20 protein-coding genes are annotated in these 20577 nt (G+C 34.0%); 15 read left to right on the top strand and 5 right to left on the bottom strand.

Features of this window, described 5'->3' with window-relative positions:
- Positions 1-3: 3 nt before the first annotated feature.
- Together CVIC12175_RS08130 and CVIC12175_RS08125 are read left to right on the top strand one after the other, a co-directional pair.
- On the top strand, positions 4-501 hold the full coding sequence (locus CVIC12175_RS08130; RefSeq protein ID WP_086303040.1) for a phosphatidylglycerophosphatase A family protein: 498 nt from the start codon (positions 4-6) through the stop codon (positions 499-501).
- Positions 502-543: 42 nt separating this feature from the next.
- On the top strand, positions 544-1446 hold the full coding sequence (locus CVIC12175_RS08125; protein WP_086316011.1) for a class I SAM-dependent methyltransferase: 903 nt from the start codon (positions 544-546) through the stop codon (positions 1444-1446).
- On the opposite strand, the gene CVIC12175_RS08570 is transcribed toward CVIC12175_RS08125, so the two are convergent.
- Positions 1406-1912, bottom strand: a complete 507-nt coding sequence (locus tag CVIC12175_RS08570; protein WP_192940152.1) for a DEAD/DEAH box helicase family protein — start codon at positions 1910-1912, stop codon at positions 1406-1408. The genes CVIC12175_RS08125 and CVIC12175_RS08570 overlap by 41 nt on opposite strands.
- 99 nt (positions 1913-2011) lie before the next feature.
- Between CVIC12175_RS08570 and CVIC12175_RS08115 the strand changes: the two genes are divergently transcribed.
- The 4 genes from CVIC12175_RS08115 to CVIC12175_RS08100 are packed head-to-tail and all read left to right on the top strand — an operon-like array spanning position 2012 to position 5739.
- Complete coding sequence (locus CVIC12175_RS08115) at positions 2012-3376, top strand: nicotinate phosphoribosyltransferase (protein WP_086249147.1); 1365 nt, start codon at positions 2012-2014, stop codon at positions 3374-3376.
- A gap of 60 nt (positions 3377-3436) precedes the next feature.
- The gene (locus tag CVIC12175_RS08110) at positions 3437-4459 is read left to right on the top strand and encodes a ribonucleotide-diphosphate reductase subunit beta (protein ID WP_086256877.1); all 1023 of its coding nucleotides are present in this window, start codon (positions 3437-3439) and stop codon (positions 4457-4459) included.
- Positions 4449-5111: a carbon-nitrogen hydrolase family protein gene (locus tag CVIC12175_RS08105; RefSeq protein WP_086256876.1), complete on the top strand. Its 663-nt coding sequence runs from the start codon at positions 4449-4451 to the stop codon at positions 5109-5111. The genes CVIC12175_RS08110 and CVIC12175_RS08105 overlap by 11 nt, the downstream gene beginning before the upstream one ends.
- The gene (locus CVIC12175_RS08100; RefSeq protein WP_086254659.1) at positions 5104-5739 is read left to right on the top strand and encodes a protein-L-isoaspartate(D-aspartate) O-methyltransferase; all 636 of its coding nucleotides are present in this window, start codon (positions 5104-5106) and stop codon (positions 5737-5739) included. The genes CVIC12175_RS08105 and CVIC12175_RS08100 overlap by 8 nt, the downstream gene beginning before the upstream one ends.
- A 50-nt stretch (positions 5740-5789) precedes the next feature.
- Here the strand turns inward: CVIC12175_RS08100 and purM are convergent, their stop codons facing one another.
- The gene (purM, locus tag CVIC12175_RS08095; protein ID WP_086303036.1) at positions 5790-6773 is read right to left on the bottom strand and encodes a phosphoribosylformylglycinamidine cyclo-ligase; all 984 of its coding nucleotides are present in this window, start codon (positions 6771-6773) and stop codon (positions 5790-5792) included.
- A gap of 42 nt (positions 6774-6815) precedes the next feature.
- Positions 6816-9626 (bottom strand): FAD-binding and (Fe-S)-binding domain-containing protein, encoded by a 2811-nt coding sequence (locus tag CVIC12175_RS08090; protein ID WP_086303034.1) that lies wholly within the window; start codon positions 9624-9626, stop codon positions 6816-6818.
- A 96-nt stretch (positions 9627-9722) separates the two neighbouring features.
- Between CVIC12175_RS08090 and CVIC12175_RS08085 the strand changes: the two genes are divergently transcribed.
- The 4 genes from CVIC12175_RS08085 to CVIC12175_RS08070 are packed head-to-tail and all read left to right on the top strand — an operon-like array spanning position 9723 to position 13297.
- Positions 9723-10085 (top strand): RidA family protein, encoded by a 363-nt coding sequence (locus tag CVIC12175_RS08085; RefSeq protein ID WP_086254656.1) that lies wholly within the window; start codon positions 9723-9725, stop codon positions 10083-10085.
- Entirely contained in the window at positions 10078-10692 is a 615-nt protein-coding gene (gene coaE, locus CVIC12175_RS08080; RefSeq protein WP_086256020.1) for a dephospho-CoA kinase, read from the top strand. The genes CVIC12175_RS08085 and coaE overlap by 8 nt, the downstream gene beginning before the upstream one ends.
- Positions 10693-10700: 8 nt before the next feature.
- A complete protein-coding gene (locus CVIC12175_RS08075; RefSeq protein ID WP_086303031.1) occupies positions 10701-12236 on the top strand; it encodes a glycosyltransferase family 2 protein in 1536 nt (511 codons plus the stop codon).
- The gene (locus CVIC12175_RS08070; protein ID WP_086316032.1) at positions 12233-13297 is read left to right on the top strand and encodes a glycosyltransferase family 4 protein; all 1065 of its coding nucleotides are present in this window, start codon (positions 12233-12235) and stop codon (positions 13295-13297) included. The genes CVIC12175_RS08075 and CVIC12175_RS08070 overlap by 4 nt, the downstream gene beginning before the upstream one ends.
- A gap of 55 nt (positions 13298-13352) precedes the next feature.
- Here CVIC12175_RS08070 and kcuS read toward each other — a convergent pair whose 3' ends face one another.
- Both kcuS and CVIC12175_RS08060 read right to left on the bottom strand, forming a co-directional pair.
- Positions 13353-13553 (bottom strand): KCU-star family selenoprotein, encoded by a 201-nt coding sequence (kcuS, locus tag CVIC12175_RS08065; protein WP_086247468.1) that lies wholly within the window; start codon positions 13551-13553, stop codon positions 13353-13355.
- 9 nt (positions 13554-13562) lie between these two features.
- Positions 13563-15854, bottom strand: coding sequence for a carbon starvation CstA family protein (locus CVIC12175_RS08060; protein ID WP_086316010.1), 2292 nt, complete (start codon positions 15852-15854; stop codon positions 13563-13565).
- Between the two features lie 497 nt (positions 15855-16351).
- On the opposite strand from CVIC12175_RS08060, the gene CVIC12175_RS08055 reads away from it, so the two are divergent.
- Genes CVIC12175_RS08055 through nuoF form a run of 5 tightly spaced genes read left to right on the top strand, consistent with a single transcriptional unit; the run spans position 16352 to position 20575 of the window.
- Entirely contained in the window at positions 16352-16714 is a 363-nt protein-coding gene (locus CVIC12175_RS08055) for an NADH-quinone oxidoreductase subunit A (RefSeq protein ID WP_086316009.1), read from the top strand.
- Positions 16705-17211 carry an NADH-quinone oxidoreductase subunit B gene (locus tag CVIC12175_RS08050; protein ID WP_086247471.1) on the top strand — a complete coding sequence of 169 codons (507 nt, stop codon included), beginning with the start codon at positions 16705-16707 and terminating at the stop codon, positions 17209-17211. Before CVIC12175_RS08055 ends, CVIC12175_RS08050 begins: the two co-directional genes overlap by 10 nt.
- Complete coding sequence (locus CVIC12175_RS08045; protein ID WP_086316008.1) at positions 17204-18886, top strand: NADH-quinone oxidoreductase subunit D; 1683 nt, start codon at positions 17204-17206, stop codon at positions 18884-18886. Before CVIC12175_RS08050 ends, CVIC12175_RS08045 begins: the two co-directional genes overlap by 8 nt.
- A complete protein-coding gene (locus CVIC12175_RS08040) occupies positions 18883-19374 on the top strand; it encodes an NADH-quinone oxidoreductase subunit NuoE family protein (RefSeq protein WP_086316007.1) in 492 nt (163 codons plus the stop codon). The genes CVIC12175_RS08045 and CVIC12175_RS08040 overlap by 4 nt, the downstream gene beginning before the upstream one ends.
- On the top strand, positions 19361-20575 hold the full coding sequence (nuoF, locus tag CVIC12175_RS08035; protein WP_086256872.1) for an NADH-quinone oxidoreductase subunit NuoF: 1215 nt from the start codon (positions 19361-19363) through the stop codon (positions 20573-20575). The genes CVIC12175_RS08040 and nuoF overlap by 14 nt, the downstream gene beginning before the upstream one ends.
- Positions 20576-20577: the final 2 nt, after the last annotated feature.

The raw sequence follows: 20577 nt of genomic DNA, 5'->3' as shown, positions 1-20577 counted from the left end.
AATATGCAAAAGTTATTTGTAACATTTTTTTATTCTGGATTATTGCGCCCAGCACCTGGGACTTGGGGAAGTTTAGCTGGAGCGATAGTTGGCGTGGGGATATATTATTATATTGGATTAGAGACACTATTTATGGCTAGTATTTTGCTATTTTTAGCTAGTATTAGCATAATTGATTCTTATGAAGCCAAAAGTGGCACCCACGATGATAGCTCTATAGTTATTGATGAGGTTGCTGGCGTATGGGTTAGTATATCTATAGCGTTATCGAGTTGGGAGCAGTTAGGAGTGGCTGAATTTGGCTGGATTAGTGTGATTTTGGCTTTTGTGTTTTTTAGAATTCTAGATATTACCAAGCCTAGCATAATTGGCAGATTAGATCGCAATCTAAAAGGCGGATTAGGCGTAATGAGCGATGATATGGTAGCTGGACTTTTTGCTGGACTTATAGCTGCTGCGTGTGCGGCTGTGTGGGTTAAGGCTGGATTGCCTATTTTATAAATTAATTATAAAGCTATATGGCTTAAATTACAAAGGATTCAAATGCAACAAAAAATTGATAAAATAAAGGAATTTTGGCAAAATCAAGCTATTTTGCATGGCAATCTTAGCACCTCAACCTCTCCTGATAGCATAGCTTTTAAAATGGAGATAGACACACTTATAAAAAATATCCCAACCGGAGCCAAAATTTTAGATATTGGCTGTGGAAATGGAGCAAAAGCTAAAGAGATTATTAAAAATATAAATTGTCAATATTTTGGTATAGACTACTCTAATAATATGATAAATCAAGCTTTAAGTAGATTTGAAAATGAGTTGGGGGGGGGGTGCAAGGGAGTTGCACACTTTAGAGTAGGAGATATATTAAATTTAGATGATATATGCTTTGATGAGTTTGATATCATTATAACTAGTAGATGTTTGATAAATCTTACTTCAATCCAAGATCAACTAAAAGCTATTAAAAATATTCATCTAGCTTTAAAACCAAATGGTATATATTTGATGATGGAGAATTTTATAGAGCCACTACAAAATCTAAATAATGCTAGAAGTAGATATAATCTAGAGCCTATAGAGATAAGGTGGCATAATTTATATATTAATCAAGAGCAATTTTTAGATCAAATTTCAAATTTATTTAGCGTTGTAAAAATTGACAACTTTGCAAGTACATACTACCTAATATCTAGAACATTAAATGCTATATTAAATTTAAAAGATAATAAAGTTGATTATAATTCTACGCTTAATGAACTAGCAGCTAAATTACCATCTCTTGGGGATTTTTCGCCTGAGAAGTTGATAGTATTAAAAAAGTATAATTATTATAGGTTGATATCTATTGTAAGCCTTCATAGAAGGCATAGCAATTTTATGGGTTTTATAATAATACGATCACTTACTCTTTTAGGCAGAGCCAATGAGCAAAAGGTATATTAATATTTAGCTTTGATTGCATGAGTGAATTTATTAATTTTAGGTCTTTTTCTCTTTGTTTTAATTGTTTATAGCGCTTATTTTCATCTATATCAATAGTGATTACAACATCAGCAAAATCTATTCTAGTAGGACTGGCACAGATATAAAAGATAATTTTGATATAAGGTGGAAGGAATTTAAAAAATGGCTTTAGATTGTCTTTTGTAGAGTTATAGGGGGGGGTATTGCGTATTTTTGGACGCACTATAAAGAGATTAAGACTCATTACATTATCATCAATAACTGCTATTTGATAAGGTTTAAAATTATCAAAACCTTTTTTGCGAATAAATTTACCAAGCGTACTTTTGCCGCTACCACATGGCCCAGCTATAGAGATTATCATTCGTGGTTTTTCTTTTAGGGTTTGTAGGCAAATTTGATTTAAATCGCTTAATAATTCTGCTTTATCATAAACTATTTTCATCTACATCCTTTATAAATTTGGGCTAAATTATATCTAAAATTAAAAATAGATTTTAGTTAATTTTGATAAAATACTATTTAAATTTAAAAAAGAGCAGATATGAATCCAATACTAAATACAGATAGCTATAAAATTTCACACTATTTACAATACCCAAAAGATATTAAATTTGTCAGTTCATATATAGAGTCTCGTGGCGGCAGGTGGAATAGATTGTTATTTTATGGATTGCAGATATTTTTGATGGAGTATCTAAGCCAAAAAATTACCTATGAGAATATAGATGAAGCAGCTGATTTTATCGCTGCACACGGGATAAAATTTAATAAAGATGGCTGGAAATATATAGTAGAACATCATGGTGGAGCTTTGCCTTTAGAGATTGAAGCAGTAGCTGAAGGAAGCATAATCCAGACTGAAAATGTGCTTTTACAAATTAAAAATACAGATCCAAATTTGGCCTGGCTAGTAGGATATTTTGAGACTGCAATACTTCGTTCTATTTGGTATCCAGTTGCTGTAGCGACTAATAGTTATTTTTGTAAGCAAAATATATTGCATTTTTTAAAAGAGAGCGGAACGCCTGAAAATATAGATTTTGCCTTGCATGATTTTGGTGCGCGTGGGGTAAGTAGTTTTGAGAGTGCTGGAATTGGAGGAAGCGCTCATATGGTAAATTTTAAAGGCTCAGACACCATTACTGGCGCACTCTTTGCTAAAAAATATTATGGTGCTGATATGGCTGCTTTTAGTATTCCAGCTAGCGAGCATAGCACGATGACATCATGGGGTAAAGAAAATGAGATGAAAGCCTATGAAAATATGGTGCAAAGCTATGGTGATGGGATATTTGCTTGTGTAATAGATAGCTATGATACGCTAAATGCAATTGATTTATGGGGAAAACTATTTGATGAGGTAAGATCAAAAGGCGGCAAGGTTGTTCTTCGCCCAGATAGTGGTAATCCTGTAACTATGGCAAGTCAGTGCATCGAAAAGATGATGAGCTTAGCAGGATATAAGTTAAACTCAAAAGGTTATAAAGTTTTACCTGATCATATAAGGCTTATTTATGGTGATGGTATCAATCCACAAAGTATAGAAGATATACTAAATGAACTTAAATTTAGAAAGATAAGTAGTGATAATATAGTCTTTGGTATGGGTGGGGCTTTATTGCAACATTTAAACCGCGATACTCTAAGATTTGCTATGAAGGTAAATGCAGTAAGTAGCGATGGGATAAACTGGAGAGATGTATATAAAAATCCTATAACCGATCCTAAAAAACGCTCAAAATCTGGTCGCTTAGCACTCATTAAAGAAAATGATATATACAAAACCATTAGAGCCGATGAGTTAGGTAGTAAAGATAACTGGCTAATTCCAGTCTTTAAAGATGGGAAAATTTTACGCAAATTTAGCTTTGATGAGATTAGGGCTAGGGCTAGAGAATTTGATTAATTGATGGAGTTTTAAACTCATTTTGGATAAAATCCATATCTTAATATGAAAGGAATTTAAATGCATAGAAAAAAGATATATAATCCAAGCTCTGATGAGACGCTAAATGACCGTAAGGTTTTTAATGGCAATCCGCATGGAATTTTAAATTTTACAAAAGCAAAATATACTTGGGCGCTTAAGCTTTGGGATATTATGGAGGCTAATACTTGGTTCCCAAAAGAAGTCGATACCACCGATGATGTGCGTGACTATGCTTGTAATCTAACAACAGCTGAAAAGAGAATGTATGATCTAGTTTGGTCTCAGCTGATCTCAATGGATAGCTTTCAAACAAATAACCTAGCTGATAATATAAACCCATACATAACTGCTCCAGAGATAAATGCCGTATTAGCACGCCAAGCCTATGAAGAGGCTAACCACTCAAAAAGTTATGCTGTAATGGTAGAGGCAATTTGCGATAATACCGATTTAATATATGAGATGGAAAAGCACGATGATGTCTTAAGACGCAAAAATGATTATATCTCAAGCGTATATGAAGAGCTAGCTGGAGATGTAACCGATGAGAAGCTACTTTTAGCAATGGTAGCAAATCAAATTCTAGAAGGGGTATATTTCTATAGTGGATTTACTGCTATTTATGCCTTAGCAAGAGCTGGAAAAATGCTAGGCTCAGCACAGATGATTCGCTTTATTCAGCGTGATGAGATTACTCACTTATTGTTATTTCAAAATATGATAAACTCAGTTCGTAAGGAGCGTCCAGATCTATTTACTCCACAAATTGAGGCTAAAATTTATGATATGTTTCAAAAGGCTGGAGAGCTAGAGATTGAGTGGGGAAAATATATCACGCAAAACCAAATAATGGGATTTACTGATGATATCATCGATCAATATATCAAATATCTAATTGATGATAGATTAACATCAATTGGTCTTAAAAAGCTCTATAATGTCAGCCATCCAATTAAATGGGTTGATGATTTTGCTAAATTTAATGACCAAAAGTCAAATTTCTTTGAAAGCAAGGTAACAAACTATAGCAAGGGCAGCCTAAGCTTTGATGATTTCTAATCTTAAATCACATACGCTAAACTCTTTAGGGGCGATTTGTAGGGCTAGTGAGCTTTGTGAGTTTGCTAGCTCTTTAAGTAGTGGAGATTTAGCACTTTGTGGCGAGTTGTGTGTGAGTGGATATGAGAGTCTCGGAAAGAAGTTTGAAGAAGATCTAAAGCTAAATTTAATTAATAGTCTCAAACCTGGAGCCTATCTTGGATTTAGCTATCATAGCAATGGATATAATGAGTTTGTTTTGCTTAGTAGCAATGGGGTTGAGTTTAGCCAAAACAAGCATAAGTTATTTAAGCTAAATGGCGAAGATAGAATATTTAAAGCTGGCGTTGCAGATGAAATTAAAATTAACTCCATTGCCGGAGTTAATATTGGTGTTTTAATCTGCTTTGAACTTAGATTTATAGAGCTTTGGAATAGATTAAAAGGTGCCGATATAATCTTAGTTCCAGCTATGTGGGGTGAGTCTAGAAGTGAGCATTATGAGGTGCTTTCTCAAGCTTTAGCTTTGCAAAATAGATGCTTTGTTATAGCGTGTAGCGATATGGATTTGAAATTTAATATGGTTTTTTGTCCTAATGGTAGCAGAGCAAAAAGTAAGAAATTTGATATAAATTTGATTAATAATTTTAGACAATGGATGGATAATGAGTAGTTTAGAAGCAGCAAAATGTCAAAAAATGAGCGATGAAATAGCTAATTTAGTAGAGCTTAGTCCGATGGTATATAGGGCATTTAGCACTACTCCAAGGACTCCATTTGTTCCTGTTTCTATTAATGCTTTTAAGTTAGATGCTCATCCGATTGGCTCTAATCAATGGATTAGCTCGCCGCTGACTGTGGCTAAGATGACTATGGCTTTGGAGGCTGAAAATTGCGATAATATCTTAGAGATTGGATGTGGTAGCGGATATCAAGCAGCAATTTTAGCTAAGATTGCAAGAAGAGTTTTTAGCGTTGAAAGGATTGAAGCGTTAGCAAATTCAGCTAAATCATTGATGAAGAATCTAGGAATAAATAATGTATTTATTCGTTTTGATGATGGGAATTTAGGATGGAGAAGCTATGCTCCATATGATAGGATTATTCTTAGTTGTTTTTGTGATGTAGTTCCAGATAGGCTTTTTGAGCAGTTAAGAGATGGTGGAATTTTAGTAGCACCTGTGGCTAAAGATGGCAAGCAATATATAACTCAATATAAAAAATCTGGTAATCAGATAAATTGCAAAACTTTAGGAGAGTGTGTATTTGTACCGCTACTTGGAGGAACTACAGATAAATAGAATAATCTATATCCTAAAGCAAGATAACTTTAGGATATAGATAAAAGAGATTAAACCATCTCTACGCCACTACCTTTGATAATCTGGCCGATTATATATCCATCGCTATTAGCTAATACATAATCAGCTTTATCTTTTGGTACTACTAGCACCATTCCTACACCGCAGTTAAATGTTCTATCCATTTCGCTTTGTTCTACGCTTTTGGCAATAAGGTCAAATATTTTTGGTGTTTTTATAGCTTTTCTTTGCACTTTTGCACCAAGGCCATTTGGAAGTACTCTTGGTAGATTTTCTACTATACCCCCGCCAGTTATATGCGCCATTGCATTTATGCTATCTTTAAGTCGTAAAAACTCATCTACATAAATTCTAGTAGGCTCTAATAATGTCTCTAAAAGTGTCCTACCTTCAAACTCATCACCTAAATTTAACTTTTCTTTTTTTATCACAGCACGCGCTAGTGAGAATCCATTTGAATGCAAACCAGAACTTGGAAGAGCTATTAAGATATCGCCTTCATTTACAAATTTAGTTCTATCTATCTCATCTTCTTCAGCAATTCCTACAGCAAATCCAGCTAAATCAAAATCCCCTGAGCTATACATACTTGGCATCTCAGCTGTCTCTCCGCCAATTAAAGCACATTTAGCTTGCACACATCCTTTGGCGATTCCGCTTACTACCTCTTTGGCTGAGTTGATATCAAGTTTGCCAGTAGCATAGTAATCCAAAAAAAACATCGGAGTAGCAAAATTGCATATTAAATCATTGACGCACATTGCAACTAGATCAATCCCCACACTATCTAATTTGCCGCTATCTATTGCTAGGCGAAGTTTTGTTCCTACGCCATCAGTTGCAGCTAGAAGTGTTGGTTTTTTATATCCGCTTGGAAGTCTAAATGCTCCAGAAAATGATCCTATTCCACCTATTACATTTGGAGTTAGAGTCGATTTAACAAATGGTTTAATCCTCTCAACAAAGCTATTTCCAGCATCTATATCTACGCCTGCGTCTTTATAACTTATCATTTTTCACCTCTTTTAAATTTCGTGATTTTACACTATTTGAACTTATTTTTGGCTAATGCTAACGCTATCTAACAAATAAGCGATATGTTGCCAGCTAAATGAGCTAGCTTCGCTTAGTCCAATTTCGCATGTGCTAGAGTTGCTAAAGCCTATATTAATAGCGCTATTTTTATAAAATCTCTTAAATTTAGTTGTAGCGTGTATGTTTAATTGTGGAGTAAAAAACCCTTTATATCCAGCAAATCCACAACACGCAGTATCACTATGGACTATAACTTGCCCTTTAGTGCAAAGCTTAGCTAAACTCATCATAGTATCTTCAAGTCCAAGTTTTTTACTAGCACACATTGTATATAGTCCTATTGTGTCATTTATTGGGACAATAGAAAGTCTTGTAGAGATAAATTTAAGTAAATACTCACTTAAATCATAAATTTCAAACCTATCTTTAAGGGATTTGATAAGCTCATATGAACACGCACCATGGTCAATTACTACAGGATATTTACCATCTTTTGTAGCTTCTCTTAATATATCAATATTTTTAGCTCTATTTAGCTCTTTTGTATCTGGATAATTGGTAAATATTTTTCCGCAGCAGATATCATCAATTTGCTCAGGATAGATTACATTTATCTTAGCTTTTTTGCATAGCGATTCAAATACCTCTTGAATAGGGCGTTTATCATTTAGATTTTTATTTGGAGCAAAGGCTCTATTTAGACAGCTTGAAAAATATACCACACTCTCATCAAAGCCATAATTTTTATCACGCAGTTTATAGCTATTTTTTCTTGGTAGATACTCTTTAAGAACCGGAGTTTTTATAGCTAAATTAGCTTTAAAAGAGAGTTTGCGAATTGAATTTGAGTTTAGTAAATTTGCAGCTGATAGGGCAAATTTGGCTCCATTTAGAGCTAAAGAGAAGTTTGCTTTAGCCAACTCAGCAGTTTTTTTGCTAAAATCACTAGCATTTACTTTGCGTTCGTTTAGGGCTAGGTTTGCTGTATTTATACCTACAGGACATAACTCTTCACACATAGAACAGGCCGCACAACTCTCATTTAAGAAGTATTTTGCGCCATCTTTTAACTCTTTTAGCAATTTTTTGCTAGCCTTGTCATTTAGTGAGCCTAATCTTTGCATTTCTCGTTTTAGAGCAATTCTTTGGCGTGGGCTTAGGGTTAATTTATTAGATGGGCAGTTTTTTTCACAAAATCCACACTCTACACACTCATCAAATTCATTTCCAATAAGTGCTGATTGCTTTATATTTTTTTTGAATATATCTTTATCATCGCTGATTATAACATCTGGATTGATTAGAGTATGCGGGTCAAATATCTCTTTAATCTTTTTATTTATAGCATAAGCTTTAGCTCCCCATTCTAGCTCTACAAATGGTGCAACCATTCTGCCAGTTCCATGTTCAGCCTTAATACTTCCACCAAAGTTTGATACCATTATAGACATATCTTTGACTAAATTTGAAAAGTTTTGAAATTCTACATTTTGACTTAAATTTGGAGTGATGATAAAGTGTAGATTGCCAGCTAAAGCATGACCAAAAATTATAGCACTATCTTTAAATCCATGCTTATCAAATAGCTCTTGAAGTTTTTTAATCCCCTCTCCAAGATCTTTAATCTCAAAGCAGATATCTTCGGTTATAACGCTACTTCCTGGCCTTTTTGCACTTGCTGCTATTGGGAAAATACCTTTTCTAATCTTCCACCAATTAGCAAATTCACTCTCATCAAAGCTAAATTTAGCCTTGTGGCTTGTCGGATAATCTTTTATAGCGTTTTTTATCTTATCTACTTGTTCTTTTAGTAGTTTTTCATTATTATTTTGGCTTTGGATTAAGATACATACCTCGCCTTCATTTATATCTGGGAGTATCTGATCTACTCCTTTGAATTTAGAAGCAGCTTTGAGAGAGCCATAATCCATTATTTCAGCACTTGAGATCTCATCTTCAAATTTGGCTAAAATCTCTACAACCTTAGCAGCCTTTAATATATCATCATAAAATAAAAGCGCACAGGCCTTATATTTTTCATCATCAACGCACTCAAGCTCAACACTACTTACAAAGCCCAATGTTCCTTCACTACCAATAAATAAATGAGTGATAATATCGATTGGATCACTATAATCTAAAAGAGCATTAATGCTATATCCAGTTGTATTTTTGATCTTATATTTGCGTTTTATTAATTCACAAAGCTCTTTGTCATTAATGATTTCAGAGCGTAAATTTAAGACTTTATCTATAAGCTCTTTATGGCTAATTTTAAAACTAGCTACACTTAATGCATCTGAGCTATCAAGGATGGTTCCATCGCCTAGAATTACTCTAATTGATTTTAATGTATTATATGAGTTTTGCTTAACTCCACAGCACATTCCACTTGAGTTATTATTTACTATTCCGCCTATTTGTGCTGCAGCGATAGTGGCTGGATCTGGGCCGATTTTTTTGCCTAGAGGTTTTAGGGCTTTATTTGCATTTTCACCAATAACACCACAACCTAAAGCAATAGAGCTAGCATCGCTATTTACCTTCATATGATCCCAGCAAAAATCTAGACAAACTAGCACTGTATCACATGAGCTTTGACCGCTTAGACTAGTTCCTGCACCTCTAAAGCATAGTGGGGTATTAAATTTGCGTGATAATTCAAAAGCTTTTATAATCTCGCTTTCACTTTTTAGCATTAGTACGAGTTTAGGTACATATGAGTAGCACGACGCTTCTACTCCATAGCAGAATCGACGCAAATAGTCTTTATAAACTCTACCATCAAAAAGTTTAAAGGCGGCCTTATAAAACCCCTTATAATCTTGCATAATCCATCCTTTTTATATAATAAAATTTAGCTTAATTTTAGCAAATTTGAACTTATTTTATGCTAATATAACCCAAATTTTATTAAGGAAATAAAAATGGCAAATTATCCAAAAGCAATTGGCCCATATAGTGCATATAAAGTAGTAGGAAATTTAGTATATTGCAGTGGTCAAATACCGCTAGATCCAAACTCTGGCGAAGTTATAGGAGATGATATCAAGGCTCAAACTACTCAAGCTTTAAAAAATGTAGGTGGGATTTTAGAAGAGCTAAATTTAAGCTATAAAAATATTGTAAAAACTACAGTATTTTTAACCGATATGAGTGAATTTGGTGCTATGAACGAAGTTTATGCAGGGTTTTTTAGTCAGCCATATCCAGCCAGAAGTGCAGTAGCAGTAAAAGAGCTACCAAAAGGTGTAAAAGTAGAAGTAGAGGTCATAGCGTCCATTGAGTAAATTTAAAAATGCGATAGTAATTACTGGGGTTATTGGTAGTGGCAAAAGCACAGTTGTAAATTTGCTCAAAATTTACGGCTTTAGCGTGATTGATGCTGATGAGATTGCACATGGGCTTTTAGATGAGTGCTGGGAGAGAGTCGCTAATGAATTTGGCAATGAATTTATAAGTGATAAAAAGGTTGATAGAAAGCGCCTTGGTAAGCTAGTTTTTAGCGATGAGAATGCTAAAAAAAGGCTTGAGAATATGTTCCATCCGCTTATTAGAAAACAAATTTTTGATAGTGCTAGCGAACTTGAAAAGAAAGAAAAACCATATTTAGTTGATCTACCTTTATACTTTGAGAGTTCGCCAGCTTATAATGAGTTTGAGAGTGTTTGTGTGGTTTATGCACTTGAGCCAATCTGTTTAGAACGCATAATGCTACGAGATGGGATTAGTTTAAATGAGGCCAAGGTTAGATTAAATTCGCAAATATCAATCGACGAGAAGCTCCGTCTAGCTAATTTCGTAATTGATAATAGCTCAGATATGAAACATCTAAATTTGCAAATTGATAAGTTCATATCGGCACTAAAAAGTAGATACAAAACCCTAAATATTTAGAGGAATATATGAAACTTAGTACCAAGATTAGCGTTTGTATCTTAGTTAAAAATGCTCAAGATACTATCAAAGAGTGTTTGGAATCTTTGCAAGGCTTTGATGAGATAATATTGCTTGATAATCAAAGTAGCGATGATACCTTAAAAATTGTAAATGAATTTAAAAACAAATTTGGTAATCTTAGGATATATTCTAGTGAATTTATAGGTTTTGGGCCTCTTAAGAATTTGGCTATTAGCTATGCTAGTAATGATTGGATATTTAGCATTGATAGCGATGAGGTTTTGGAGTTAAGTGCATTAAAAGAGTTAGAAAATTTAGAACTAAATCCAAATAATATCTATGCAATGCCTAGAAAAAATCTCTATAAAGGCGAATGGATAAAAGCTTGCGGTTGGCATCCAGATTTTGTATTAAGATTGTTTAATAAAACCAAAACTAAATTTAACTCAAATTTTGTTCATGAGAGCTTAGAAGTTGGCAATTTAAATGTAGTGAAGCTAAAAAATGGATTAAGGCATTATGCTTATGATAATATGTCTGTTTTAATAGATAAGATGCAAAAATACTCCACCTTATGGGCAAAGCAAAATAGGCATAAATCAAGCACAATGGCTAGTGCTGTATTGCATGGTGGATGGAAATTTATTAGAGATTACTTTTTTAAAAGTGGATTTATGTATGGATATAAAGGTTTTGTAATTAGCTTTTGTAATGCTCTTGGTGCATTTTTTAAATATGCTAAATTATATGAGTTAAATCATCAAATGCTAAGTGTGAGTTTGGTTGTAACCACATACAATAATGAAAAATATCTAGAACAAGTTTTAAAAAGTATAGAAAGTTTGGATTATTTGCCAAATGAGGTTTTAATCGCTGATGATGGAAGTGGTAAGAATACTGCAAATTTGATTAGCAAATTTAAGCAAAATTTTCCTTGTGAATTAAAGCATATTTGGCATGAAGATAGAGGATTTCGCTTAAGCGAAATTCGTAATAAAGCTATTAATAGTGCAAAAAGTGAATATATTATAATTATAGATGGGGATATGGTTTTAGATAGAAGCTTTATCCTTGATCATCTTAAATTTGCTAAGAAAAATCAATTTTTACAAGGTTCAAGAGTAGTTTTAAACGAAAGTCAAACAGCCTCTATTATAGGGGGGGGCAATGTTTGTGAGTTTAAAAGCTTTAAATCTACGCGCAATGCTATATTATCAAAGCTTATATATAAAAGCTGGGCTATTAAATCAGATTTTTTTAATAAAAAAGATTTTATTAAAGGAATTCGAGGTTGCAATATGAGCTTTTATAAGAGTGATTGTATGGCAATTGGTGGGTTTAATGAGAGTTTTGTAGGTTGGGGAAGGGAAGATTCCGAGTTTGTGGCTAGATTTTTGTTTAATGGTGGAGAGCTTAGACGGATAAAATTTGCTGGGATTGCATATCATTTATATCATACTGAAAACAGTCGTGAAATGCTAGAATTAAACCATCAAATTTATCTAGATACTATAAAGAATAAAAGAGTTAATTGGCAATGAAGATTTTATTAACAATTGGTGATATTACTCTAAAAGGTGGAGCCGAGAGAGTTGTAGCTAATCTAGCTAATGCTTATGTGCAGATTGGATTAGATGTAGAAATTTTGAGTTTTTATAAAAGTGGGGATAAAGATGCTTTTGAGCTTGATAATAGAGTTAAATTAAGCTATATGCATCAAAAATCTTTTGATAAGAAGCGTAAAAATTTCTTCTATAAAATGTCTTATAAATTTATTGAAAGCTACATTTTAAAGCGTGATTTTAAAGATAAAGATTTTATAATTTTTAATAACTCTCCGCACTTTCCATTGTTTAAAAATAAAAATACAAAATATATAAGGATTAATCACACAGCATCTAAGGGGAGATATTTAAAACGATATGACTATTTTGATACTTTAGTCTTAATTGCTACTGGAGAGATTGATTTTTGGAAAAGTCATCATAAAAATATAGAACTTATACCAAATTTCCTCCCAAATATCTCAAATTTAAATACTAATTACTCACAAAAAGTAGTTGTAAGCGTAGGCAGGCTATCAAAAGAAAAAGGCTTTCTTCGCTTAATAGATATTTGGAAATTAATTCAAGATAGCAGTGAATTCAAAGATTGGAAACTACATATCGTAGGAGATGGAGAGTTAAAAGAGAAGATAGAAAATAAGATAAAAGATCTAAATTTAACTAACTCTATAATATTAAAACCATTTACTAAAGATGTAGAGAGTGAGTATCTAAGTGCTAGTATATATGCTATGACAAGCCATTTTGAAGGACTTCCTATGGTTCTTATAGAGGCTCAGTCTTATGCATTACCAACTATATCATTTGATATTGCAACTGGTCCAAGAGATATAATAGAAGATGAAAAAAGTGGATATCTAATAGAAGATAATAACCTTAATGAATATGCTAATAAACTAAAAATCCTAATGAGTGATGAAAATCTAAGAGTTAAAATGGGAGCAAAAAGCAAAGAGATAGTTAAAAGTAAATTTAGTAAAGAAGTTGTAATGCAACAGTGGATGGAGCTGTTTGAAAGGATTAAAAATAATGCCTAACCCAAAAGTATAATGTTAAATTATAAAATATCTACCTACAATTGTAGGCAGATTCTTAGCAGCATTTTGAGCTACCTGCTCCATATTTTTTCTCTAAAGCCTCTTTGAAAAATTCTCTTTGAGTTTGCGGGGTTTCATTTGGATGAAATTTTTGCATATATTCTACATATTTATCATAGCTAGGCATTCCCACTAGTAAGTGGGAAAACCTATCTATTTTTTTATAAAATATAGCTATCTTGCTCAAAATTTGCATACTAGCTCCTTAATGAGCGCATCCGCAGTGGTGGCTACCACATCCAGCTTTGCCCTCATAATCTTCAGCCTTAAGATATGGCGATTCTGCTAGAGGGATTAGAGGTTCTTTTTGACTGATTGCTCTTGCAACTACTCTTAAAGTAGCAATTAGAACAATTATAGTAATACCCATAAATACTGCACATAAAATAGCGTTAATTAGGTTGTTTCTAGCTACTTGATTAGCTGCTTTATATGCTTTTTCAGCTGCTACAAGCTGTGCATCATCAAGAGTTCCAGACTCTATTTTTGCCATTAGATCAGCTGCTTTTTTACTATTATTTTGATATGCAGCAACATGGCTTACTGAGTCATGAACTCTCTCGCCGTTTGCTGGAAGTAGCTTTTGCACGCCTGCACTCATAGTTGAGATTAAAACCCAAGTTACAGGTACAACTACTACCCAAGCTAGTTTTCCGCGTTTCATTTTAAATAAAACACTTACTGCTAAAAGTAGAGCAATACCAGCAAGAAGCTGATTACTTACACCAAATAGCGTCCATAATGCTTTAACCCCGCCTGTTGGATCGGTGATACCCATATATAATATAGAACCCCAACCAGCTACACATAAAAGAGTGGCTATTAGACCCATTGGAACTGAGCTGATATTTGCCATTGGTTTGTAGAAGTTACCTAAAACATCTTGTACCATAAATCTTCCAGCTCTTGTACCAGCATCAACTGCTGTAAGGATAAATAATGCCTCAAATAAGATAGCAAAGTGATACCAAAACGCCATTGTGCCTTCAAGACTTGGCATTTTAGAGATAAGCACAGCAAAACCAAGAGCAAATGTAGGAGCACCACCAGTTCTACTTAGAATACTTGGCTCGCCAACTTCTTTGGTAAATGCTAGAATATTTTGTTCTACCATTTCTGGAGTGATTTTGATGATATCTCCAGCAAATGCGTTGATACTAGCAGCAGCGGCTTTAATACCTGCTAAGTAGCTTTGACTTGCTTCGCCTTGGAATACCCCAAATACCTCACCAGCACTTCTAGCTGCTGATATAGCTTCAGTTGTACCCAAACCAGCAGGAGCGACATTGATAGCAAAGTATAGATCTGGAGTGATTATGATAGCTGCGATTAGTGCCATTACACCAACAGCTGACTCCATAAGCATTGAGCCATAACCTACCATTTTAGCGTGAGTCTCTTTTTCTAGCATTTTTGGCGATGTTCCACTAGAGATTAGAGCGTGGAAACCACTAATAGCACCACAAGCAATGGTAATAAACAAGAACGGGAATAATTTACCAGCAAATACTGGGCCAGTACCATCTGTAAATTTAGTTACCATTGGCATTGCTACTTGGATATTTTGATTACCAGCAAAGTCGCCAATTCCAAGATATACAATAACTAAGGCCATTGCAAAAATAACACCAATTTTAAGGAATGTAGATAGATAATCTCTAGGTGCCAAAAGTAGCCATACTGGTAAGATTGCTGCTACAAAACCATAGCCAATTGTAATAAATGCTAAATTTACTGGAGTGATAGTAAATACATCTGCCCAGTATGGATCAGCAGCTACATAGTGTCCGCCCCAAAGTGAAAGCATAAGCATGATAAAGCCAAATATAGAAGCCTCGCCTATTCTACCTGGACGGATAAATCTCATCCAAATACCCATTACAATTGCTATAGGAAGAGTCATAGCTATTGTAAATAGACCCCATGGAGATTCAGCCAAAGCATTTACAACAACTAAAGCCAAAATCGCAACAATAAGCATCATAATGCCTAAAATTCCAATCATAGCTACAGTACCAACGCCTTTACCAAGCTCTAGCTTGATCATCTCACCAAGACTTTTACCATCTCTTCTAGTTGATAACCATAGTACTACAAAGTCATGTACTGCACCAGCAATAACAACACCTACAACAAGCCAGATCATACCTGGTAGATAACCCATTTGCGCTGCAAGAATCGGTCCAACTAGCGGTCCAGCACCAGCGATCGCTGCAAAATGGTGGCCAAATAGAACTATTTTATTAGTTGGCACAAAGTCACGCCCATCGTTTTTTACAACAGCTGGAGTGGCTCTTTTGTCATCTAGTCCTAAAACCTTTTGAGCTATGTATTTAGCGTAAAATCTATATGCTATAGAGTAGATACATACAGCTGCAACTACAAACCATAGAGCATTTACTGTCTCGCCTCTATCTATAGTCAGTTTGGCAAATCCAAGCACGGCTAAAAATACAACCGCCGCCCAGATAACTATACTTAGCACTTTTTTATTCATGCTACCTCCGGATAAAATGTATTTTAGATTGTAGGATTCTATCATATTTATTAGAAAATAAGATAAAAAGTGTATAAATTAGAAATATAAATTTAAATTATGTTACGATTTTACACATTAAGGCAAAATTATTAACAAATTTAGCCTATTTATAAGCCTTTTGCTTTTGAATTTAATTTTTAAACTATTTATGTGGTATAGTTTTTTGAACGAATTTAAATTCTACTTATCTATAAGCAAATAAATCAAAAATTAAAATATTAATAATATTACTTAAGTATTATATAAGTAATTATTTAAATGCCCTATTTAAAGGCTTTTTATATTAAATTTGTATTTGAAAAATTATTAAATTTAATTTTAAATTTACTAAATAATAAATTTTATCAATCAAATCCTTAAATAAAAAATTAATTTATATATAATATTGATTAACTAGTGATATTTTAGATAGAATCCCGCTAAATAAATTTTGAGTAAATTTCAAGGAAAAAGCTTTGGAGAGTAATCTTGTATGGAGTCTGTATCTCTATGTTTTTATCATTTTAGCACTTTGCGTGGCCTTTTATTTTACTAAAAAAATTGGCCCAAGCGGCAAAAGCAATAGTTCAAAAGATAGAATTTATGAGAGCGGGATTGTTAATTTTTATGGTGGGATAAACTCAAGCATAAATGTCAAATATTACTTAGTTGCAATTGTATTTGTAATATTTGATATTGAAGCTGTTTTTATGTATCCGTGGGCTGTGAGTCTTAGAGAGCTTGGAGTTTATGCTTTGGTTGAGATGTTTGTATTTATGGGCATCTTGCTTGTAGGGTTATATTATATTTATAAAAAGAAGATACTAAGATGGGAATAGAAAATTTAGTAAAAAACGATCTAATTTTAACCAGATTAGATGCGCTTTTTAATTGGGGTAGATCAAATTCGCTTTGGCCTATGATCTTTGGAACGGCATGTTGTGCTATTGAGTTTATGAGTGCTGTATCATCTAGGCATGATTTAAGCCGTTTTGGAGCAGAGGTTATGAGATTTTCGCCACGCCAAGCTGATCTTATGATAGTAGCTGGGACAATATCATTTAAACAAGCTCCAATTTTAAAAGAGATATATGATCAAATGTGTGAGCCAAAATGGGTTGTAAGTATGGGAGCCTGTGCTAGCAGTGGTGGATTTTATGATAATTATACAACCCTACAAGGCATAGATCAAATAATACCAGTAGATGCATATATAAGCGGCTGTCCGCCACGCCCTGAGGCGATAATTGATGCGATTTTAGCTATTCAGCAAAAGATTAAAGCTGGCAGTATAAAAGATCGCCATAGAGATTTTAAGGGGCTTTTAGATGCTTAGTAGTTTTATATCTAAATTTAGCGCTAAGGCGTCAGAATTTAATAAAATCACAACAGCAGTAATTGATAAAGCGCAAATTTTAGAGGCTGTTAAATTTGCTCGTGATGAGATGAAATTTGAGCTTTTATCAGATATTGCTTGTGTGGATAATTTAAATTTAAATAAACCAAAAAGATTTAGTCTATACTATATATTTAGCTCTTTAAAGGGTAGTAATTTTATTATTCAAGTTGATCTTGATGAGAGTGAGAGCATAGCAAGCGTTAGTCAAATTTACAAAAGTGCAAACTGGGCTGAGAGAGAGTGCTATGATCAATATGGGGTTAAATTTGCAAACCATCCAAATTTAAGACGCATTTTAAATCATAAAGATTTTATAGGTCATCCATTAAGAAAAGATTATCCAATTGATAAATATCAAATTCTCACTCAAAGCGATAGCTTGGTAGATGAGATGAGAGATCAGCTCCTATCTCTTGGTCTTGCAAGTGAAGAAAATGATGAATTTAAGATTAAATATACATTTTTAAATATAGGTCCATCTCACCCTGCAACACATGGTACAATCCGTAATTTTATGGCACTTGATGGTGAAAAAATTGCCGCTTGTGTAACTGAAATAGGTTATTTACATAGAGGCTTTGAGAAATCCTGTGAGACTCACACATATGCACAGATAATACCATATACTGATAGGCTTAATTACTGCTCAGCGATGCTAAATAATGTTGGATATGCTAAGGCTGTGGAGGATATTTTAGGCGTGAGTATTCCTGATAGGGCGATTTTTATGCGTGTTATTTTAGGAGAGTTAGCTCGCATTATAGATCATGAGGTTTGTCTTGGGGCGATGTTTGTAGATATGGGTGCTCTTACAAATTACTGGTATCTATATAATCCTAGAGAGAAGATTTATAATTTTTTATCTCGCCTTACTGGTGCTAGATTTACCAACTCATTTGCTAGAATTGGCGGAATGGCGCATGATTTTTATGATGGTTGGCAAAGTGAGCTTTTGGGTTATTTAAAAGAGGTTGAAAAGGGTATTGATGATACTCTTACTCTTGTAGAGAAAAATAGAATTTTCTTAGATAGGGTTCAAAATATTTGTAAAATTAGTGCTGAAGATGCCTTAAGTTATGGTTTTACAGGGCCAAATTTAAGAGCTAGTGGCGTAGATTATGATTTAAGAAAAGATAAGCCATATTACTATTATGATAGCTTTGATTTTAATATCCCAGTAGGAAGCTGTGGAGATATCCATGATAGGATGTTTGTGCGATTTTATGAGATGAAAGAGAGCATTGCTATTATCCGTCAAGCTATTAAAAGAATTCCAGATGGAGATATCTGTATAAAAGATAAAGATATTATGCTCCCTCTAAAGAGTGAAGTATATGGGAATATTGAGGCTCTTATTAACCACTTTAAGCTTATTTTTGATGGAATTAAACTCCCTGTTGGCCACTATTATGGTGCGAGCGAGGGTGGAAATGGTGAGCTAGGATTTTTCATTGTTAGCGATGGTGGAACTATGCCATATCGCCTTAAGCTTCGCCCACCATGTTTTTATGCGCTAAATGCATTTAGTGATATGGTAAGAGGCGGATTGATTGCTGATAGTATCTTAAATTTAGGTAGCATAAACATAATTGCAGGAGAGCTAGATAGATGAGTTTTGAATTTACAAAAGATGAACTTGAGCGTTTAGACGACCTTCGAAATAAGGTAGATGATGATAGAGCGTTAGTTTTACCAGCTCTTTGGATTTTGCAAAGAAGACAAGGATTTATAAGTTCTGAAGATATATTATATTTAGAAAAAACTCTTGGAATTAGGGCTATATTTTTTGCTGAAGTTATGGGTTTTTACTCTATGTTTAATGAATCTGCAAAAGGTAAATATGAGTTAAAATTTTGTAAAACTATCACCTGTAAGCTAAGAGGTAGCGATGAAGTGATCAAGGCTGCAGAGGATTTACTAGGTATTAAAATGGGAGAGACTACTAGCGATGGGCTTTTTAGTATTGGAGAGAGCGAGTGTCTTGGGTATTGTGAAAAGGCTCCATGTATGTTATGCAATTTAGATCAAATTGGTGATTTAACAAAAGAGAGTATAACAGAGTTAATAGATAGGCTAAGGAGAGAAAATGCAAGTCGTTAGTAGTAGATTTGATATACCTGGTGCCAATAAAATAGAAATAGCTAAAGCTAATGGAGCATACGCAAATTTAGATGAAATCTTAAAAATGCCTAGAATGGATATTGTAGATGCAATTGACAAAAGCGGATTAAGAGGCAAGGGAGGTGGCGGCGGTCACTGTGGAACAAAATGGAAAAATATGATCGCATGGCCAAGCGATAAACGCTACCTTGTAGTAAATGGTGATGAGAGTGAGCCGGGAACTTGCAAAGATAAGTATATTTTTAATCTTGATCCTCATCTTTTAATAGAAGGGATTATAATATCAGCTTATGCTCTTGGTGCTGAGCGAGCCTATATCTATATAAGAGGCGAATATGAAAGAGAACTTCAAAGTATTCAAAGAGCAATTGATGAATCTAAAGATGAAAGACGCGGTTTAGATATTATAGTTTGTAAAGGAGCTGGGGCTTATATTTGTGGAGAAAAAAGTGCGCTTTTAGAAAGTATTGAAGGAAAAAGAGGCCATCCAAGATTAAAGCCTCACAATAGAGCTGAGCCTGATTTTTTATTTGGTAGTGCGTGTGTGGTAAATAATGTCGAAACAATTGCAAGCGTACCTTTTATAGTTAAAAATGGCTGGGAAAAATATCGCAGTGTAGGTACAGAAAAATCACCTGGAACCTTGCTATTTGCAGTTACAGGCTGTGTTAATACTCCATGTGTAAAAGAGATGCCATTTGGCACTAAAATGATTGATTTTATAAATGAATTTGGTGGCGGAGTATGGAAAAATAGAGAGTTAAAAGCTGTAATTCCAGGTGGTTCATCAGCTGCAGTATTGACCAAAGATGAAGTGATGAAGGCTACTTTGGATTATGAAAATTTATGGGAGTATAAAAGCGCTCTTGGTACTGGTGGTATGATGGTGTTTGATGATAGCGTCAGTATGCCGCAGGTGCTTTTGAATTTGCTTGAGTTTTATACAGAGGAGAGTTGCGGGCAGTGTACTCCGTGCCGTGAAGGATGTGGCTGGGGTATGAGAGTTGTAGAAAGAATCTGCAAAGGCCAAGGTAGTAAAAAAGATCTAAAAATACTAAAAGATATCTGTTTTATGCTTGATGGTAAAACAATTTGCGTATTTGCTCCAGCTGTAAAAGATGTAATTATAGGTTTTATAACCAAATTTGAAGATGAGTTTTTAGCGCTTTGTAAGGATTAAAA

It is taken from the genome of Campylobacter vicugnae (assembly GCF_002139875.1).
Lineage (GTDB): Bacteria > Campylobacterota > Campylobacteria > Campylobacterales > Campylobacteraceae > Campylobacter > Campylobacter vicugnae.
Note: the sequence above shows the minus strand (reverse complement) of the source record. Positions and strands in the feature narration are given on the sequence as shown.

Excerpts from the sequence above, each read along its gene's own strand:
- CVIC12175_RS08130 (WP_086303040.1), top strand. The coding sequence starts at position 4 with ATGCAAAAGTTATTTGTAACATTTTTTTATTCTGGATTATTGCGCCCA.
- CVIC12175_RS08125 (WP_086316011.1), top strand. The coding sequence starts at position 544 with ATGCAACAAAAAATTGATAAAATAAAGGAATTTTGGCAAAATCAAGCT.
- CVIC12175_RS08570 (WP_192940152.1), bottom strand. The coding sequence starts at position 1,912 with ATGAAAATAGTTTATGATAAAGCAGAATTATTAAGCGATTTAAATCAA.
- CVIC12175_RS08115 (WP_086249147.1), top strand. The coding sequence starts at position 2,012 with ATGAATCCAATACTAAATACAGATAGCTATAAAATTTCACACTATTTA.
- CVIC12175_RS08110 (WP_086256877.1), top strand. The coding sequence starts at position 3,437 with ATGCATAGAAAAAAGATATATAATCCAAGCTCTGATGAGACGCTAAAT.
- CVIC12175_RS08105 (WP_086256876.1), top strand. The coding sequence starts at position 4,449 with ATGATTTCTAATCTTAAATCACATACGCTAAACTCTTTAGGGGCGATT.
- CVIC12175_RS08100 (WP_086254659.1), top strand. The coding sequence starts at position 5,104 with ATGAGTAGTTTAGAAGCAGCAAAATGTCAAAAAATGAGCGATGAAATA.
- purM (WP_086303036.1), bottom strand. The coding sequence starts at position 6,773 with ATGATAAGTTATAAAGACGCAGGCGTAGATATAGATGCTGGAAATAGC.
- CVIC12175_RS08090 (WP_086303034.1), bottom strand. The coding sequence starts at position 9,626 with ATGCAAGATTATAAGGGGTTTTATAAGGCCGCCTTTAAACTTTTTGAT.
- CVIC12175_RS08085 (WP_086254656.1), top strand. The coding sequence starts at position 9,723 with ATGGCAAATTATCCAAAAGCAATTGGCCCATATAGTGCATATAAAGTA.
- CVIC12175_RS08075 (WP_086303031.1), top strand. The coding sequence starts at position 10,701 with ATGAAACTTAGTACCAAGATTAGCGTTTGTATCTTAGTTAAAAATGCT.
- CVIC12175_RS08070 (WP_086316032.1), top strand. The coding sequence starts at position 12,233 with ATGAAGATTTTATTAACAATTGGTGATATTACTCTAAAAGGTGGAGCC.
- kcuS (WP_086247468.1), bottom strand. The coding sequence starts at position 13,553 with ATGCAAATTTTGAGCAAGATAGCTATATTTTATAAAAAAATAGATAGG.
- CVIC12175_RS08060 (WP_086316010.1), bottom strand. The coding sequence starts at position 15,854 with ATGAATAAAAAAGTGCTAAGTATAGTTATCTGGGCGGCGGTTGTATTT.
- CVIC12175_RS08050 (WP_086247471.1), top strand. The coding sequence starts at position 16,705 with ATGGGAATAGAAAATTTAGTAAAAAACGATCTAATTTTAACCAGATTA.
- CVIC12175_RS08045 (WP_086316008.1), top strand. The coding sequence starts at position 17,204 with ATGCTTAGTAGTTTTATATCTAAATTTAGCGCTAAGGCGTCAGAATTT.
- CVIC12175_RS08040 (WP_086316007.1), top strand. The coding sequence starts at position 18,883 with ATGAGTTTTGAATTTACAAAAGATGAACTTGAGCGTTTAGACGACCTT.
- nuoF (WP_086256872.1), top strand. The coding sequence starts at position 19,361 with ATGCAAGTCGTTAGTAGTAGATTTGATATACCTGGTGCCAATAAAATA.